The 16,137-nt window shown below is 69.9% G+C and carries 14 protein-coding genes; 5 read left to right on the top strand and 9 right to left on the bottom strand.

Going from position 1 to position 16,137, the window contains the following annotated elements:
* Positions 1-92 precede the first annotated feature (92 nt).
* The 5 genes from AB0N59_RS02365 to AB0N59_RS02385 all read right to left on the bottom strand — a co-directional run bounded on the left by AB0N59_RS02365 (position 93) and on the right by AB0N59_RS02385 (position 5,307).
* On the bottom strand, positions 93-662 hold the full coding sequence (locus AB0N59_RS02365) for a DNA-3-methyladenine glycosylase I (RefSeq protein WP_363478149.1): 570 nt from the start codon (positions 660-662) through the stop codon (positions 93-95).
* A gap of 116 nt (positions 663-778) precedes the next feature.
* A complete protein-coding gene (locus AB0N59_RS02370; RefSeq protein ID WP_363478152.1) occupies positions 779-2,845 on the bottom strand; it encodes an acyl-CoA dehydrogenase in 2,067 nt (688 codons plus the stop codon).
* 152 nt (positions 2,846-2,997) lie between these two features.
* Positions 2,998-3,819, bottom strand: a complete 822-nt coding sequence (locus tag AB0N59_RS02375; protein WP_363478154.1) for a MetQ/NlpA family ABC transporter substrate-binding protein — start codon at positions 3,817-3,819, stop codon at positions 2,998-3,000.
* Positions 3,820-3,865: 46 nt separating this feature from the next.
* The gene (locus AB0N59_RS02380; RefSeq protein WP_363478157.1) at positions 3,866-4,537 is read right to left on the bottom strand and encodes a methionine ABC transporter permease; all 672 of its coding nucleotides are present in this window, start codon (positions 4,535-4,537) and stop codon (positions 3,866-3,868) included.
* Positions 4,534-5,307 carry an ATP-binding cassette domain-containing protein gene (locus AB0N59_RS02385; RefSeq protein WP_363478160.1) on the bottom strand — a complete coding sequence of 258 codons (774 nt, stop codon included), beginning with the start codon at positions 5,305-5,307 and terminating at the stop codon, positions 4,534-4,536. Before AB0N59_RS02385 ends, AB0N59_RS02380 begins: the two co-directional genes overlap by 4 nt.
* 83 nt (positions 5,308-5,390) lie before the next feature.
* Between AB0N59_RS02385 and AB0N59_RS02390 the strand changes: the two genes are divergently transcribed.
* A complete protein-coding gene (locus tag AB0N59_RS02390) occupies positions 5,391-5,804 on the top strand; it encodes an OsmC family protein (protein WP_363478163.1) in 414 nt (137 codons plus the stop codon).
* Positions 5,805-5,919: 115 nt separating this feature from the next.
* Here the strand turns inward: AB0N59_RS02390 and recQ are convergent, their stop codons facing one another.
* On the bottom strand, positions 5,920-7,923 hold the full coding sequence (gene recQ, locus AB0N59_RS02395; protein ID WP_363478166.1) for a DNA helicase RecQ: 2,004 nt from the start codon (positions 7,921-7,923) through the stop codon (positions 5,920-5,922).
* Between the two features lie 116 nt (positions 7,924-8,039).
* Here recQ and AB0N59_RS02400 point away from each other — a divergent pair, with 116 nt between their 5' ends.
* The 3 genes from AB0N59_RS02400 (at position 8,040) to AB0N59_RS02410 (ending at position 12,421) form a co-directional block, all read left to right on the top strand.
* Positions 8,040-9,374 carry a cell wall-binding repeat-containing protein gene (locus AB0N59_RS02400; RefSeq protein ID WP_363478169.1) on the top strand — a complete coding sequence of 445 codons (1,335 nt, stop codon included), beginning with the start codon at positions 8,040-8,042 and terminating at the stop codon, positions 9,372-9,374.
* Positions 9,375-9,445: 71 nt separating this feature from the next.
* Positions 9,446-9,988: an ECF transporter S component gene (locus AB0N59_RS02405; RefSeq protein WP_363478172.1), complete on the top strand. Its 543-nt coding sequence runs from the start codon at positions 9,446-9,448 to the stop codon at positions 9,986-9,988.
* Positions 9,989-10,069: 81 nt separating this feature from the next.
* Positions 10,070-12,421, top strand: coding sequence for an energy-coupling factor transporter ATPase (locus AB0N59_RS02410; protein ID WP_363478175.1), 2,352 nt, complete (start codon positions 10,070-10,072; stop codon positions 12,419-12,421).
* Between the two features lie 102 nt (positions 12,422-12,523).
* On the opposite strand, the gene AB0N59_RS02415 is transcribed toward AB0N59_RS02410, so the two are convergent.
* Together AB0N59_RS02415 and AB0N59_RS02420 are read right to left on the bottom strand one after the other, a co-directional pair.
* A complete protein-coding gene (locus AB0N59_RS02415; protein WP_204975491.1) occupies positions 12,524-13,687 on the bottom strand; it encodes an acyl-CoA dehydrogenase family protein in 1,164 nt (387 codons plus the stop codon).
* Between the two features lie 139 nt (positions 13,688-13,826).
* Positions 13,827-14,756, bottom strand: a complete 930-nt coding sequence (locus AB0N59_RS02420) for a M15 family metallopeptidase (protein ID WP_363478180.1) — start codon at positions 14,754-14,756, stop codon at positions 13,827-13,829.
* Between the two features lie 97 nt (positions 14,757-14,853).
* Here AB0N59_RS02420 and AB0N59_RS02425 point away from each other — a divergent pair, with 97 nt between their 5' ends.
* Positions 14,854-15,906: an Rv2578c family radical SAM protein gene (locus tag AB0N59_RS02425; RefSeq protein WP_363478183.1), complete on the top strand. Its 1,053-nt coding sequence runs from the start codon at positions 14,854-14,856 to the stop codon at positions 15,904-15,906.
* On the opposite strand, the gene AB0N59_RS02430 is transcribed toward AB0N59_RS02425, so the two are convergent.
* On the bottom strand, positions 15,885-16,118 hold the full coding sequence (locus AB0N59_RS02430) for a hypothetical protein (protein ID WP_363478186.1): 234 nt from the start codon (positions 16,116-16,118) through the stop codon (positions 15,885-15,887). The two genes, AB0N59_RS02425 and AB0N59_RS02430, sit on opposite strands and share 22 nt — an antisense overlap.
* Positions 16,119-16,137: the final 19 nt, after the last annotated feature.

Consider the following 16,137-nt stretch of genomic DNA (forward strand, 5'->3'; position numbering starts at 1 on the left):
CGTCAGCCGTGTCCGCCCGTCGGCGCGATCCAGTCCGAGACGGGCGCCAGGCGGCTTCGCGCGCCCGGCCGGCACCGCGGATGCATCGGCGGTCAGGCCCGCCAGCACCCCTCGACATGGTCGTCGACCATGCCCGCGGACTGCATCAGCGCATACATGGTCGTCGGCCCGACGAACCGGAATCCGCGCTTCCGCAGCGCCTTGCTCAGAGCCGTCGACTCGGCCGTCACCGCCGGAACGTCGCCGAAATCGCGAGGGCGGGGGCGTGACGCCTGCGGCGCGAAAGACCACATCAGGGCATCCAGCTCGCCCTCCGCCATGTCGCGCACGAGTGCGGCGTTCGAGATCGTGGCGGCGATCTTCGCGCGGTTGCGGATGATCCCTGCATCCGCCATCAGCCGCTCGACGTCGTCGGGGCCGAAGGCGGCGACCAGCGCCGGGTCGAAGCCGGCGAACACCTCGCGGAAACGGGGGCGCTTGCGCAGGATGGTGATCCAGCTCAGCCCCGCCTGGAACCCCTCGAGCGCCATCTTCTCGAACAGGGCGCGGTCGCCGTGCAGCGGGTGGCCCCACTCCTCATCGTGGTAGCGGCGGTATTCGGGGTCGTCGCCCACCCAGGCGCAGCGGGCGCGCCCGTCGGCGGCGGTGATGAGGGATGCCATGGCGCCACGCTACCGGCGGGCTCCGACGCCCGTGCGCCCGGAGCGGAGAAAGACGCCTGCCGCGGACGGGATGCGAGATCCCCTCCGCGGCAGGCGTCCGATTCCGCGCGAGGCGCTCAGCGCTTCTTCTGCTTCAGCACCTTCTCCGAGATCGGCGCCTCGCCCGAGGCCTCGAGGGCCGCGTAGTACGCGCGCGCCTCGTCCTGGCGCTGCTGCTCGATGCCGCTCGCGATGGGGGCGCGCACGTGCTCGGGTTCGTAGCCGAAGGCCTGCACGAGCTCGAGGGCGTGCGGGCGCAGGCGCGTGCAGAGCCGGTCGATGTAGCTCGACACGGCGGCGGCGCGCTGCATCGAGAGACGGCCGTTGATCATGTGCCAGGCGAGGTGCTTCTCGATCAGCGAGAGGCCGAACAGGTCGCGCAGCCACGTGAGCACCTGCAGCGTGCCGGGATCGTCGATGCGGCGGATCGCGTCGGTGAACGCCTCCCACTGCAGCAGCTCGCCGTGCGCGCGGGCCGCTTCGATCAGCTCGGCCTGGTTCTCGTTGAACAGCTTCTCGCCGAGCACCTTGTCCTTGCCTGCGGCGCGGAGGCGACCGGCGATGTCGGCGATCATCTGCTGCACCCGCTCGGTGAGCAGCTCATGCTGCTGCTCTTCGCGCAGGCCGAGCTCGACCGAGCGCGCGGTCGAGCCGAAGTCGGCGACCGCCTGCCCGAGAGCGCGGAGCCCTGCGCCGTGGAACACCTTGCCCGCCGTCTGGCCGACCGCGTACCTGGCGAGCGTCCTGGCGTCGGCACCCTTGAACTGTCCGGCGAAGTCGGTGAGCAGGCGCTTGCCGACCAGCTGCAGAAGAATGTTGTTGTCGCCCTCGAACGTGACGTAGATGTCGAGGTCGGCGCGCAGCCCCACGAGGCGGTTCTCGTACATGAAGCCGGCTCCGCCGCACGCCTCCCGCGCCTCCTGCAGGGTGTCGAGCGCGTGCCACGTCGACAGCGGCTTGAGCGCTGCGGCCAGAGTCTCGAGGTCTTCGCGGTCTTCTGCCGTGTCGGTGCGGCCAGAGAAGACGCCGTCGAACTTCTGCAGGAACTCGTCGTGCGCGAAGATCTGGGCGTAGGTGGTCGCCAGACGAGGCAGCAGGCGGCGCTGGTGCTTGCCGTAGTCGAGCAGCACGGTCTCCTCGCCGTTCGCGCCGTCGAACTGGCGTCGCTGCGTCGCGTAGGTGATCGCGATGTGCAGACCGAGGGCGGATGCCCAGGAAGCCGCTCCGTCGAGCGAGACGCGCCCCTGCACGAGCGTGCCGAGCATGGTGAAGAAGCGGCGGCCGGGGCTCTCGATCTCGCTCGTGTAGGTGCCGTCGGCTGCGACGTCGCCGTAGCGGTTGAGCAGGTTGGTGCGGGGCACGCGCACGTGGTCGAAGCTGAGTCGGCCGTTGTCGATGCCGTTCAGGCCGCCCTTGAGGCCGTCATCCTCACGGCCGATTCCGGGCAGGTCGGCGCCGTTCTCGTCGCGCAGCGGAACGTAGAAGCAGTGCACGCCGTGGTTGACCCCGTTGGTGATCAGCTGGGCGAAGACCGTCGCGGCGATGCCGTGCAGGGCGGCGTTGCCGAGGTACTCCTTCGTCGCCGCGCGGAACGGCGTGTTGATCACGAACTCCTCGGTCGCGGGATCGTACGTGGCGGTCGTGCCGACGGCGGCGACGTCGGAGCCGTGTCCGATCTCGGTCATCGCGAACGCACCGGGGATCGACAGGTCCATGACACCGGGCAGCCACTTCTCGTGGTGCTGCTCGGTGCCGAGCTGCAGGATCGCCGACCCGAACAGGCCCCACTGCACACCCGACTTGATCTGCAGGCTCGGGTCTGCGGCGACGAGCTCTTCGAAGCCGGCGATGTTGGCGCCGTTGTTCTCCTCGCCGCCGAACCTCTTCGGGAACGCGCGGTGCACGGCGCCGTTCTCGACCAGCAGGTGCAGCTGCGAGAGCACGCGCTCGCGGTGCTCGTCCTTCGCGAGGCTGTCGTCGCGCCAGAACGCGGGATCCTTGATCATCTCGCGAGCCTCGCGGCGGGTCTGCGCCCAGGTGCCCATGAGCAGGTCGTTCACACGCTCGACGTCGATCGACGTGGCCTCGAGCTCGGCGCCGGCCGGTGCGTCGGCGGTGGTGGGGCGGATGGCTGCGTCGACCATGGCGGTTCCTCTCAGAACGGAGCAGGGATAGCCTCAACCGTAGGAGTCCGACAACGGGAGGCGAAGCCGACTGTGCAGGATGCACAATGGCATCCTGCGTCGTCCCCGCCTCCCGTTGTCACCTCGCGACAGTCAGCGCATGGCGGCTGTCGTCACCAGGCGGTCTCGATGGTGCCGTTGCCCTCGATCACCTCGCGCACCTCGTCGCTCGTGAACGCCTTCTTCAGCGCCTCAGTCGCCTCGGAGTCGGCATCCTTCTGCTGCACGACGAGGTTCAGCGCGAACCGGTCGTCGAGCTCGGTGATCAGGCCGTCCTTCTCGGGGCTGAGACCCAGCGCGGCGATGTGCGACGGCCACTGGAACACCAGGTCGGCCTCTTCGTACGCCGCGTTCAGCGAGGCGATCGGCACCTGCACGAACTCCAGGTCCTTCGGGTTGCCGGTGATGTCGTCGACCGTCGCCTCATACGGGTCGACATCGGGGTCGAGCACGATGATCTCGTTCGCGGCGAGCAGCTTCAGCGCGCGTCCGGTGTTCGACGGGTCGTCGGGAATGGCGACCTTCGCGCCGTCGGACAGATCGGCGATGTCGTCGAGAGTCTTCGAGTAGAAGGCGATGACGAAGTTGTAGACCGGCTGCACGCCGACCAGCGTGCCGTCGTTGCCCTCGTTGAACGTCTGCATGTACGGCACGTGCTGCGAGAAGTTCGCGTACACGTCGCCGCTGTTGAGGATCGTGTTCGACGTGATGTAGTCGGCGACCTCGACGAGCTCGACCTCGTAGCCGTCTTCGATCGCGTCGCCCGCGGCCTTCACGACATCGGTCATGGGCGCCTGCACAGCGGCGACCTTCAGCACGGTGGGCTCGGCGGACTGGGCATCCGGCTTCGTCTCGTCGGCCGCAGGGGCGCAGGCGGTGGCGAGCAGCGCGGTGCCGAGGGCGATGGCGGCGAGGGCGACGCGGGTCTTCTTCATATGTCTCTTCCGTTTCGATGCGGGTTCGGTGGTTCGGGGTGCGGCGTCAGCGGTGGTCGAGCCGCACCGAGGTGCGGTGCCCGACGGCCTGGATGGCGAGGACGCACACGATGATGATCACGATCGTGAGGTACATGAGGTCGTCGTTGTAGACCTGGTAGCCGTAGCGCATCGCGAAGTCGCCGATGCCTCCGCCGCCGATCACACCCAGCACGGTCGAGTACGACAGCAGGCTGATCGCCGCCGAGGTGAGCGCGTAGACGAGTCCGGAGCGCGCCTCGGGAAGAAGCATCCGGAACACCGCCTGCGGCACCGTCGCACCAGACGCGACGGCCACCTTCGAGATCCCGGCGGGGATCTCGCGCAGGATCTGCTCGGTCAGGCGGGCGTAGATCGCGACCGCGACGAAGCAGAGCGGCAGAGTGGCCGCCTGCGTGCCGAAGCTCGTGCCGATCACGGCGCGCGTGAACGGGATGAGGAAGACGACCAGCAGCAGGAACGGGAACGACCGCACCACGTTGATGTAGAGGTTCGCGACCGTGTTGATCGCGCGGTTCTCGGCGATGCCCCCGCGCTCGGTGAGGTAGACGACGGTGCCGAGCGGCAGGCCGACCAGCACCGCGGCGAGAAGCGACACGAGCATCATGTACCCGGTCTCGGCCATCGACTGCGCGATGTCTTCGCCGTACTCGGCGAGCAGGTCGGTGAGCCAGGTCATGCGCTCAGCTCCCGCTTGACCTGCTCGTAGTAGCTGGGCAGCGATCGGGGGCCGGCGGCGTCGATCTCGAAGACCTCGCGCAGGCGCCCCTTCTCGAGCAGCGCGGCGCGGTCGCAGATGGCTTTGACGACATCGAGGTCGTGCGTGATGACGATCACGGTCGTGCCGAGCTTCTCGCGGGCGTCGGAGAGCACGCGCAGCACGTCGGCGGTGGTCGACGCGTCGAGTGACGAGGTCGGCTCGTCGCAGAGCAGCAGCGGCGGACGCGATACGAGGGCTCGGGCGAGACCCACGCGCTGACGCTCGCCGCCGGAGAGCTGGGCGGGGAAGTGGCCGGCGCGGTGCGAGAGGCCGACGAACGAGAGGATCTCGTCGACGGCATCCCGCTGCTGCCTGCTCTTCGTCGCCGTCCCGCCGCGGGCGAGACGTAACGGCAGGCGCACGTTGTCGCGCACGGTGCTGTTGCTGAGCAGGTGCACGCCCTGGAAGACGACGCCGACGTCGCGGCGGAGCTCGCGCAGCTCCGCTCGATCGAGGTCGGCGACGGCGGCACCGCGCACGATGACGTCGCCCGCAGTCGGGCGCGTGAGGCCGTTGATCAGCTCGAGCAGGGTCGACTTGCCGGCGCCGCTCTCGCCGATGATGCCGAAGATCTCACCCGGGGGGATGCTGAGGCTGACGTCATCGAGTGCGGGGCTCTCATCGGCGTCGGGGCGGAACCGCTTCGTGACATGGCGGAACTCCACGATCGCGGGCAGGTCGGTGGCCATCGCGTCTTTCGGTGGGGAGGGTGGGCCGGCTGTCGGGCCGGCTGAGGCGCCTTTCTGGACGTGATCCAAATTATAGTTGAGCCATGACCCTGAGGTACCGGACGGAAGCGATCAACGGCGACGGCGGAACGGGCACGGCCCGTGTGACGGATGGCATGGAGGTGCCGGTCGCATCGCCCCTGGCGCCGAATCCCGACCCGGATGCCTCGAACCCGGAGCAGCTGCTGGCTCTGGCCTGGTCGACCTGCCTCAACGCGACCGCGCAGGCGCTTGTCAAGCGCGAACGCCGCACGGCGGTGCGCATCGAGGTCGAACTGCACGACGCGGCGGACGGCCCCGGATACGAGTTCCACGTCGACACGTATCTCTCGGCCGAGGGGCTCTCGATGGAGGAGACCGAGGATCTGCTGCAGGGTGCGCACGCACGCTGCCCTGTGTCGAAGCTGCTGCGCGGCGCGACCACTGTGCGGGTGCACGCGGAGGAGTACGCGGGCTGACGCGGCTTTCCCGCATCCTGTGTCGCGGAACGCAGGAGATCACGCGAAACGCAGGAGGATGCCTGCGATCCGGTCCTGCAATTCGTGAGAACTCCTGTGTTTCGCGGGCTGCGGATCAGTGCGCCGCGATCACCTCGAGCACGGCGGCGCCGTAGGCATCCCGCTTCTTCTCGCCGATGCCGCTGATGCCGCCCAGCCCAGCGACCGTCGTCGGCCGGTGCTCGGCGAGCGCGCGCAGCGTCGCATCGCCGAACACGATGTACGCCGGCACGCCCTGATCACGGGCTGTCGCCGCACGCCAGGTGCGCAGCGCCTCGAAGAGATCGCGGTCTGCGGCATCAAGAGCATCCGCGGCACTCGTCTTGCGGGCGCGAGACGCTGCGCCCGACCGCCCCATCGTGTCTTTTCGCAGCGGCACGCCGGTCTCGCCGCGCAGCACGCCTGCGGCGGCGTCGCCGGGGGCGAGGGTGCCGTACTCGCCCTGGGCGACGAGGATGCCGCGAGCCAGCAGCTGCCGCACGACGCTGCGCCAGTCCTGGTCCGACAGGTCGGCGCCGATGCCGTAGGTGGCGATCTGCTCGTGGCGCATCTTCCGGATGCGGTCGTTCGACGCTCCGCGCAGGATGTCGATCAGGTGGCCCGCACCGAACGCCTGGTTGCGCTCGCGCTTCAGGCGAACGATCGTCGACAGCAGCTTCTGCGCGGGAACGAGCCCGTCGAAGGTGTCGGGCTTCTCGAGGCAGGTGTCGCAGTTGCCGCACGCATCGCTGTCCTGCCCGAAGTAGCGCAGCAGGTTCTGCCGTCGGCAGGCGACCGTCTCGCACAGGGCGAGCATGGCGTCGAGGTGCTGGCCCATGCGCATCTTGAAGGTGCGGTCGCCGGGGCTCTGGTCGATGAGCCGGCGCTGCTGAACGACGTCGCCGAGCCCGTACGCCATCCATGCGACCGAGGGCTCGCCGTCTCGTCCGGCGCGGCCGGTCTCCTGGTAGTACCCCTCGACCGACTTGGGCAGGTCGATATGGGCGACGAAGCGCACGTCGGGCTTGTCGATGCCCATGCCGAAGGCGATCGTCGCGACCATGACCACGCCGTCGTCTCGCAGGAAGCGCGACTGGTTCTGCGCTCGCACCTCTGCCGGAAGCCCCGCGTGGTACGGCAGAGCGTCGAAGCCCTTGGACGCCAGGTACTCCGCCGTCTGCTCGACCGACTTGCGACTGAGGGCGTACACGATGCCTGCGGCGCGGGCCGGCTGAGACGAGATGAACTCGACGAGCTGCCTGCGCACCTCGACCTTCGGCACGATGCGGTACTGGATGTTCGGCCGGTCGAAGCTCGCGACGAAGTGCTTCGCCGCGGGCAGGTGCAGGCGCTCGGTGAGCTCTTGATGCGTTGCCCTGGTCGCCGTGGCGGTGAGCGCCATGCGCGGCACCCCCGGGAATCGCTCCGCCAGATCGCCGAGCGCGAGGTAGTCGGGCCGGAAGTCATGGCCCCACTGAGACACGCAGTGCGCCTCGTCGATCGCGATCACGCTGAGCGTGCCGCGCTGCAGCAGCTGCGTGGTCTGCGCGGAAGACAGCCGCTCGGGCGCGACGTAGATGAGATCGAGCTCGCCGGCGACGTACGCCCGCTCGACCTCGCGCCGCTCATCGGGCGCCTGGGTGGAGTTCAGGTACGCGGCCCGCACGCCGTTCGCCCGCAGTGCGTCGACCTGGTCGTGCATCAGCGCGATCAGCGGGCTGATCACGAGCCCGGTGCCCTCGCGCACCAGGGCAGGCACCTGGTACGTGACCGACTTGCCACCGCCGGTCGGCATGAGCACGACCGCGTCTCCCCCGCCGATCACGTGCTCGACGATCGCGGCCTGATCGCCGCGGAACGCGTCGTACCCGAACACGGTGCGCAGCGCCTCGATGGCCGTGGGGTAGCGCGAAGGTGCGGTTCCGGATGCCGCCCCGCCGCCGGCATCCGGAGCGGGCGTCATCGGGCCCGATCCCCAGTCGAGCGGCGGCTCCCAGCCGTATTCCGGCGGAACCCAGTCGAGCTCCTCGGGTGGGAGGTCGTCGTACGGGTCTTCGGGGTACGGCACATCCTCGTACGGATCACGGGGAGGCTGCGGCATCCCTCCAGCGTAGCCACCGGCACCGACAACGGATCCGCCGTCCGCAGTCGCCCCCACGGCGCGCCGCGGGTATCCTGAGGTCCGGGGACCAGGTCTGGGGCGACGAAGGAGTACCGATGCCCGTGAAGGCCAGAGTCCGCGCCCGCTCCGGCGCCGGCGTCCTCGTGCTCGCCTCGCTTCTCGCGATCGCACCGCTCACCGCTGCAGCGCCGGCAGCGCCGGCAGCGGCTGCGGATGTCCGAGGCACCGGCATCCGCTCCGTCGCATCCGTTCCCACCCAGCCGGCACCGCCGCGACGCATCTCGCTCGGCGACACCGAGGTGCAGTTCACCTGGCCGGTCGTCGCGGGGGCGACGGGCTACCGCATCCGCCTCGCGACCGGCGGGCGCGTTCTGCTCGACCAGGCATGGTCGGGGACCAATATCTTCATCGACGGACTGACGCCTGAGACCGCATACGAGTTCAGCATCGCCGCGGTGAACTCCTCGGGAACCGGCGCGTACTCGACGCCCGTGCGCTTCACGACCCCGTTCGACTTCGTCGAGCGGCAGTTCGGCGCCGACCGCTACGCGACCGCGGCCCGCGTCTCGCTTCGCGCGTACCAGGCGCAGGGCTCCGCATCGGCGTTCATCGCCGACGGCACCGCCTTTCCCGACGCTCTCTCGGCTGCGGCGGCCGCCGGCCGCGCGGGCGCCCCGGTGCTGCTCACCCCTCCGACGGTGCTGCGCGACTCGCCACGGAAAGAGCTGACGCGACTCGGCGCCGACCGCGCATACATCTCGGGTGGGCCGGGTGCGATCAGCAGCGACGTGCAGCGGCAGATCGCCACGATCACGACAGCAGCAGTGACGCGCCTGGCCGGCGCCGACCGGTACGCCACCGCCGCGGCCGTGTCGACTCTGTGGCCCTCTGCGGCCACCGTGTACCTGGCGAGCGGGCGCGACTTCCCGGATGCTCTGGCCGGGGCCGCCGCGGCCGGGGCCAAGGACTCCCCCGTTCTGCTCGCGCGGGGCAGCACGCTCCCCGACGAGACGGCGAGCGCGCTGGCGCGCCTGCGTCCGTCGCGGATCGTCGTGCTCGGCGGTTCGGCCGTGGTCAGCGACGACGTCGCCGCACAGGCCGCCGCTGCCACCGGTGTGGCCACATCGGTGCAGCGCCTGGCGGGCATCGACCGCTACTCGACGGCGGTCGCCGTCTCGAAGGCCACCTTCCCCACGGCGGGCGTGCCCGCGGTGTACATCGCCAGCGGGGTGTCCTTCCCCGATGCGCTCGCGGGCGCGGCCGCCGCCGGCCACAGAGGCGGCCCGGTGCTGCTGGCCCGGCAGGGCGGGCTGAGCACGGCCGTGCTCGACGAGATCCGGCGGCTAAAGCCGAAGCGGGTCATCCTTCTCGGCGGCCCTGCCGTGATCGGCGACAACGCGATCGCCCAGCTACTGCCCCTGGCGCCCTGACCCCCGCCGGCCGAGGCGTGTCCGCATGCGGGGCCGACGGGAAGGTCGGCGGTGCCCGATAGCCTTGCGGAGTGGCATCCCGACCCGCGCTGAGCACGCGCACCCTTCTCGTCTGCGCGGCGATCGGCGTCGCCACGGGCATCCTGGGCGGCATCGCCGGGCTCGCCACCGTCGGCGTCATCGCGGTCGCCCCCTACCTCTACGGCCTGGTGCTCGGTGTTCACGTGCTGCCGGGCATCATCGCGCAGGAGGTGCTCCGCAAGCCGATGGTCGCGCTGATCACGCATGTGATCGCCGCGCTGATCTCGAGTGCCTTCACCCCGATGTGGGCGATGCGCTTCATCGGCACCGCGCTGCTCTTCGGCGCGATCCAAGAGGGCGTCGCCGCGCTGACCCGCTATCGGGCCTGGGGGCGCTGGCGCTTCTTCGTCTCGGCCGCGATCATCGGCGTGATCGTGGCGGTCGTGGTCGGCGTCGTCGTCGACCTGACGCAGTTCGAGCTGTGGGTGCAGCTGAGCTACCTGATCATCTCGGTGCTCGGGCCCGTCGCATGGACGGCCGTGGGCATCGCGATCGGCAACGCGCTGCGAAGAGCGGGCGTCGCGCCGCGCTGAGCCCCCGCGACCGCCCCGCGACACCACAGGTTAGGTCGAGCTAAGTTTGTAGGGAACCGACCGCTCACAGAGGACCCGCCCGTGCGCTCTTCCGCGCCCCTGCTCAGCGTGCGCGACCTCAGCGTCACGCACGCGGGCGCCGCGCACCCCTCACCGCAGGGCATCTCGTTCGACGTGCACGCCGGCGAGGTCGTGCTGCTGCTCGGCCCCAGCGGATCGGGCAAGTCGACTCTGACGCTCGCGCTGAACGGACTGATCCCCCAGGCGGTCGAGGCCGACCTCGACGGCACCGTGCTCGTCTCGGGTCGCGACACCCGCACCACGCCCGTCGCCGAGCTGAGCACCGAGGTGTCGATGGTCTTCCAGGACCCCGATTCCCAGCTGGTGACCGGGACGGTGCTCGACGAGGTCGCCTTCGCCCTCGAGAACCTGCGGCTGCCTGCTTCGGAGGTCCTGTCCCGCACCGAGCAGGCACTCCGCCGGGTCGGGCTGTGGGGCCGCCGCCGCTGGAATCCCGACCTGCTCTCGGGTGGCGGCCGTCAGCGTCTCGCGATCGCGTGCGCCCTGGCGATGCGCCCGCGCGTGATCGTGCTCGACGAGCCGACAGCCAACCTCGACCCGCAGGGCGTCGACGACGTGTACTCCGCCCTCGGCGAGCTGGTTCAGGATGCCGCGCAGCGCGCGATCGTGCTGGTCGAGCACGACGTCGACGCGGCGATCGATCTCGCGACCCGCGTGATCGCGCTCGACCGCGAGGGGCGCCTCGCACTCGACGGCCCGCCGCAGCAGGTCATGCTCGACCACGCCGGCACCCTGCGCGAGCTCGGCGTGTGGTCACCCGCCGACACCGCGGTGCCGGCGAGTCCGCCGCCCATCGCGATCGAGGGCACCCCGGCGATCACCGCCCGCGACCTCGTCGTCGAGAAGAACGGCACCCGCACGCTAGACGTCGCGACCCTCGACATCCCCCGCGGATCGTTCACCGCGATCATCGGGCCGAACGGAGCCGGCAAGTCGACCCTGCTGCAGACGCTCGGCGGGGTCGTTCCGCCGACTGCCGGAACCGTGCTGATCGACGGACTGGATGCCGTGCGCGCGCCCGCTCGCACGATCGCCGCCCATGTCGGATTCGTCTTCCAGAACCCCGAGCATCAGTTCATCGCCGGCTCGGTGCGAGAGGAGCTCGCCCACGGCCTGCGGCTGCAGCGCACGGATCCGGCCGAGATCGATGCGCGGGTCGACGAGATGCTCGACCGGTTCGGGCTGACGGCCAAGGCGGACGTGCACCCGTTCCTGCTCTCCGGTGGCGAGAAGCGGCGCCTGTCGGTCGGCACGGCGCTGATCACCCGGCCCTCCGTCGTGGCTCTCGACGAGCCGACGTTCGGTCAGGACCGGGCCCGCGCCGCCGAGCTGCTCGATCTGCTGCAGGGTCTGCAGCGCGAGGGCACGACGGTGGTCATCGTCACGCACGACCGGCGGCTGGTCGCGGAGTATGCGAATCACGTCGTGCTGCTCCGCGACGGCGAGGTGGTCGCCTCGGGTGCCTCCGCGACGGTGCTCGCGCAGGATGCTGCGGATGCCAGGGCATCCACCGCCACGGCATCCGCGGCCTCGCCCGCGACCGAGCCCACCCCGACCGACCCGTACGACGACGCGCCGGCGCCTCCGCGGTTCTGGCTGCACGGGATCAACCCGCTCGCGAAGCTCGGCGCCGTGATCCCCGCGATGGCGCTGCTGGCGTTCACGCGCGACCTGCTCACCCCGGCGATCTTCCTCGCGCTCGCGTACGCGATCGTGCTCAGCGGTGCGCGGCTGACCCGTCGCGCCGGCGCGGTGATGCTGCTCGGCGTGCCGGTCGGCATGGCCGTGCTGACGCTCGGATTCGGCGTGTGGGTCGACCCCGATCAGGTCTCCGGCAGCGCGGGAGTGCTCACGATCGGCGACTGGACGCTGCACTCGGGCGCCCTGCTCATCGGGCTGGCGACCGCCCTGCGCCTCGGCGCGATACTCGCCCTGGCTCTCGTCGGCGGGCTCACGACCCGCGGCCCCGACCTCGTGCGCGCCACCGTGCAGCAGCTGCATGTGCCGTACCGCATCGGGTACACGGCCCTCGCCGCGTACCGCTTCGTGCCGCGGTTCGGCTACGAGCTGTCGGTCATCCGCGCGGCTCACCGGGTGCGCGGGCACGGCACGGGCCGCGGACCGCTCGCTCGTCTCGTGCGCGGCTGGGGATACATCGTGCCGCTGCTCGCATCGGGCATCCGGCATGCCGAGCGGGTCGCCCTGTCGATGGATGCCCGCGCCTTCGGCGCGCACCCCACCCGCACCGAGCGGCACCTCGTGCCGTGGCGCGCACGCGACACGGTGTTCACGGCGGCGGTGCTGCTGGCATCCGCCGTCATCTTCTTCCTGACCGCTCGCCCCCTCGGCTGACGCCGAGTGCACCACCTGCCGCCGAACACGCGGGTTTCCTGCGTCGGCAAGCGGTGCACTCGACGGCATCCGGTGCGGTCGACGCGCCGACCGCCGTAGAGGTCAGCGCTTGCCGGCGATCTGACGGCCGACGATCTCGCGCATGATCTCGTTGGTGCCGCCGTAGATGCGGTGCACGCGGGCGTCGGTGAAGGCGCGGGCGATCGGGTACTCCATGATGTAGCCGTAGCCGCCGTGCAGCTGCACGCCCGTGTCGAGCACCTCCCACTCGCGCTCGGTCACCCAGAACTTCAGCTGCGCAGCCTCTTCTGCGGTGAGCTTCGAGGCGGCGTAGGCCTTGAGCCCGCGGTCGACGTACGCCCACACGGCGTCGGCCGTTGTGGCCATGTCGGCGACGCGGAACCGGGTGTTCTGGAAGTCGATGACCCGCTCGCCGAACGCGTCGCGATCCTTCGTGTAGTCGACGGTCCACTTCACCGCGGCCTGGATCACGGCCGCCGCCGACACGGCGATCGAGAGGCGCTCGAGCGGCAGGTTCATCATCAGCTGGATGAAGCCCTGGCCCTCCTTGCCGCTGATGAGGTTCTCGTCGGGCACGAAGACATCGGTGAAGCTGAGCTCGGCGGTGTCCCACCCGTGGAAGCCCATCTTGCTGAGCTTCTTGCCCTGGTCGAAGCCCTCCATGCCCTTCTCGACGATCAGCAGGCTGAACGCGTCGGGGCGGTTTCCCTCGCCGGTCTTGACGAAGGTGACGACGATGTCGGCGGTGGTGCCAGACGAGATGAACGTCTTGGCGCCGTTGAGGATGTAGCCGCCGTCGACCTTCTTCGCGTTGGTCTTGATGCCGCGCAGATCGCTGCCCGCGCCCGGATCGGTCATCGCGAGAGCACCGAGGATCTCGCCGGTGGCCATGCGCGGCAGCCACTTCTCCTTCTGCTCCTGCGTGCCCATGTGCACGAGATACGGCACGGCCAGGTCGTCCTGGATGCCGAGAGCGCCTGCCAGCGAGCCGGCGCCGGCGCCGATGACCTCTTCGTTCACGATCGCGCGGAAGCGGTAGTCCTGCAGCATGCCCGCGCCGCCGAACTCCTCGGGCACCGAGAGTCCGATGATGCCGGCCTCGCCCGCGGCGCGCATGGTCTCGCGGTCGATCTCGCCCGCAGCATCCCACCGCTCGATCGACTCATTCGACACGTGCCGCTTGACGAAGTCCTTGACCAGGTCACGGAAGGCCTCGTGGTCTTCTTCGTAGATGTCGCGTTCCATGGCGTCCTCCTGAAAGTCGTGTGCGCCCTCGCACGGCGAGTCTAGGTCGGAAAGACAGCGCCGAACAGTGATTTGTGGGAACAAGTCTCACACATGATGACACTGCGTTTCGCGTTTGTGGGAAGCCCCCATCGCACGTTCAGTGCTGGTAGTCGGGCGCCGCAGGAAGGCCGAAGAACTCCTCGAGGGTGTGGAAGCCGCCCTCGTGATACGCCTTCGCGAGCTCAGGTCCGATGTACCTGATGTGCCACGGCTCGGGCGCGTAGCCGGTGGTGCCCGTGTGCCCATGCTCGTAGCGCACGATGAACCCGTACCGCCAGCCGTTCTCAGCCACCCAGCGACCCTGACGCGTCGGGCCGAACGCCTCGATGCTGCCGCAGCCGGAGCTGCACGCGACGAGGTCGAACGCCAGCCCGCTCTGGTGCTCGCTGAAGCCGGGGCGGGCCGATACGGCATCCGCTCCACTCTGCCCGCGGTCTCGGACGTGCTCACCGTAGGTGCGCTGCTGCAGACCGTACGAGCGGTAGCCGTTGTTGACGCCGATGACACCGGCGCCCGCGGCACGGGCGTCGGCCGCCATCTTCTCGAGCGCGCGGTTGGGTTCAGGACGCAGCTCGTTCGAGGGGGTCGTGGTGCGCAGACCGATGCCCGAGAGGGATGCCGGGGCGAAGCTCTCGGGCCGCAGCGGGCGCTGCTTGTTGACCACGACCCATGAACGAGCGGGATCGGAGAGCGAGATGCACGGCGCGTTTCCGCTGATGACGGCCTCGCGGAACTCGACCCCTCCGCCGAAAGACGCCACAGCGGCATCGTCGTCACCCGCCTCGAGGTGAGCGCGGACGTCGCCGTCGGCGCACGGGTTGGCGGCGACGCGCGAGTCGACCTCGACGTCGGGCAGCGCCATCGCCGCGGCCGGCTCAGGCAGCTGCGGAAGCGCAGGCGCTTCGGCGGCGAGCACGCCGCACAGGGTCGACAGCGCGGCCATCGCCGTGAACAGCACACCGATGGGTGTCGCCACCCGCACGGCGAGCGATTCACGCGCGGCATGCCGGGTCTGCGCTGCGCTCACCGACCCATTGTCCCCCACACCAGCCCGAGGATCCGCGCTCGAACAGAACTTCGGACTTCCGGTTGACACACATTGGTTTCTTTGTTCGAATGGAGACATGAGGTGGCAGGGGCAGGCGGTCGACGATCGAGACGCTGACGCGCTGCCCGGCCTCGAGAGCCGCACCGGCATCGTGCGCTCTGTGACCACACCAGAGTTCGCCGGGATGACCTTCCACGAAGTGCTCGCGAAATCGGCGCTGAACGCCGTGCCCGGCGCCTCGCGCATGCCGTTCGCCTGGACGGTGAATCCCTACCGCGGATGCAGTCATGCCTGCGTGTACTGCTTCGCCCGGGGAACGCACGAGTACCTCGACCTCGACGGCGGCGCCGACTTCGACTCCCAGATCGTCGTGAAGACGAACGTGGTCGAGATCCTGCAGCGTGAGCTGCGGCGGGGATCCTGGAAGCACGAGACGGTGGCCCTCGGCACGAACACCGACCCGTACCAGCGCGCAGAGGGACGGTACAGGCTCATGCCGGGCATCGTGCAGGCCCTCGCCGACTCAGGCACGCCCATGTCGATCCTCACCAAGGGAACACTGATCCGCCGCGACATCCCCCTGCTCGTCGAGGCGGCCAAGCGGGTGCCGATCGACATCCAGATGTCGATCGCGATGTACGACGACGCGCTGCAGCACGCCATCGAACCGGGCACGCCGAGCACGCAGGCGCGGCTCGACACGGTCCGGGCGCTCAGCGACGCGGGCTTCCGCGTCGGCGTGTTCCTCATGCCGGTGCTGCCGCACCTGACCGACTCTCTCGCCGCCATCGACGAGGGGCTGCGCCGCATCAAGCAGTCGGGAGCCGACCACGTCGTCTACGGGTCGCTGCACCTGCGCCCCGGGGTGAAGCCGTGGTTCTTCCAGTGGCTCGAGCGCGAGCATCCGGAACTGCTGTCTTCGTATCGCGGCCTGTACCCGGGCGTCTCCGTCGAGGCGCCCAAGGCCTATCGTCAGTGGCTCGCGCGACGCATCCGTCCGCTCATGCGCGTGCACGGGCTCGATGCCCGATCCGAGGAAGAGAACGACAGCATGCGCGGCCGGCGGATGCGGCAGCGCCCGGCTCCGGCATCCGTCCGCACGACGACTCAGTCCGACATGCTCTTCTGAGCGCGTCCGGCGCTGCCGGCGGGAAGCTCGTCACGCGCCGCCGACGGCTGAATGAGGAACACCAGCAGGAGCAGCGCAAGAGGGCCGAAGATCATCCCGAGCGCGAACCACCCGAGTTTCGTGCGTCCCTGGATGCCGGCGAGCGCGCTGATCACCAGAGCGATGCTGAACCATACCGTGCCCCCGGCTGTCGCCCACTCGTTCCAACCCATGCGTCCACACTATGCGGCG

Source organism: Microbacterium sp. NPDC089321, from assembly GCF_040684935.1.
In the GTDB taxonomy this organism is placed as follows: domain Bacteria; phylum Actinomycetota; class Actinomycetes; order Actinomycetales; family Microbacteriaceae; genus Microbacterium.

Excerpts from the sequence above, each read along its gene's own strand:
- AB0N59_RS02365 (WP_363478149.1), bottom strand. The coding sequence starts at position 662 with ATGGCATCCCTCATCACCGCCGCCGACGGGCGCGCCCGCTGCGCCTGG.
- AB0N59_RS02370 (WP_363478152.1), bottom strand. The coding sequence starts at position 2,845 with ATGGTCGACGCAGCCATCCGCCCCACCACCGCCGACGCACCGGCCGGC.
- AB0N59_RS02375 (WP_363478154.1), bottom strand. The coding sequence starts at position 3,819 with ATGAAGAAGACCCGCGTCGCCCTCGCCGCCATCGCCCTCGGCACCGCG.
- AB0N59_RS02380 (WP_363478157.1), bottom strand. The coding sequence starts at position 4,537 with ATGACCTGGCTCACCGACCTGCTCGCCGAGTACGGCGAAGACATCGCG.
- AB0N59_RS02385 (WP_363478160.1), bottom strand. The coding sequence starts at position 5,307 with ATGGCCACCGACCTGCCCGCGATCGTGGAGTTCCGCCATGTCACGAAG.
- AB0N59_RS02390 (WP_363478163.1), top strand. The coding sequence starts at position 5,391 with ATGACCCTGAGGTACCGGACGGAAGCGATCAACGGCGACGGCGGAACG.
- recQ (WP_363478166.1), bottom strand. The coding sequence starts at position 7,923 with ATGCCGCAGCCTCCCCGTGATCCGTACGAGGATGTGCCGTACCCCGAA.
- AB0N59_RS02400 (WP_363478169.1), top strand. The coding sequence starts at position 8,040 with ATGCCCGTGAAGGCCAGAGTCCGCGCCCGCTCCGGCGCCGGCGTCCTC.
- AB0N59_RS02415 (WP_204975491.1), bottom strand. The coding sequence starts at position 13,687 with ATGGAACGCGACATCTACGAAGAAGACCACGAGGCCTTCCGTGACCTG.
- AB0N59_RS02425 (WP_363478183.1), top strand. The coding sequence starts at position 14,854 with ATGAGGTGGCAGGGGCAGGCGGTCGACGATCGAGACGCTGACGCGCTG.
- AB0N59_RS02430 (WP_363478186.1), bottom strand. The coding sequence starts at position 16,118 with ATGGGTTGGAACGAGTGGGCGACAGCCGGGGGCACGGTATGGTTCAGC.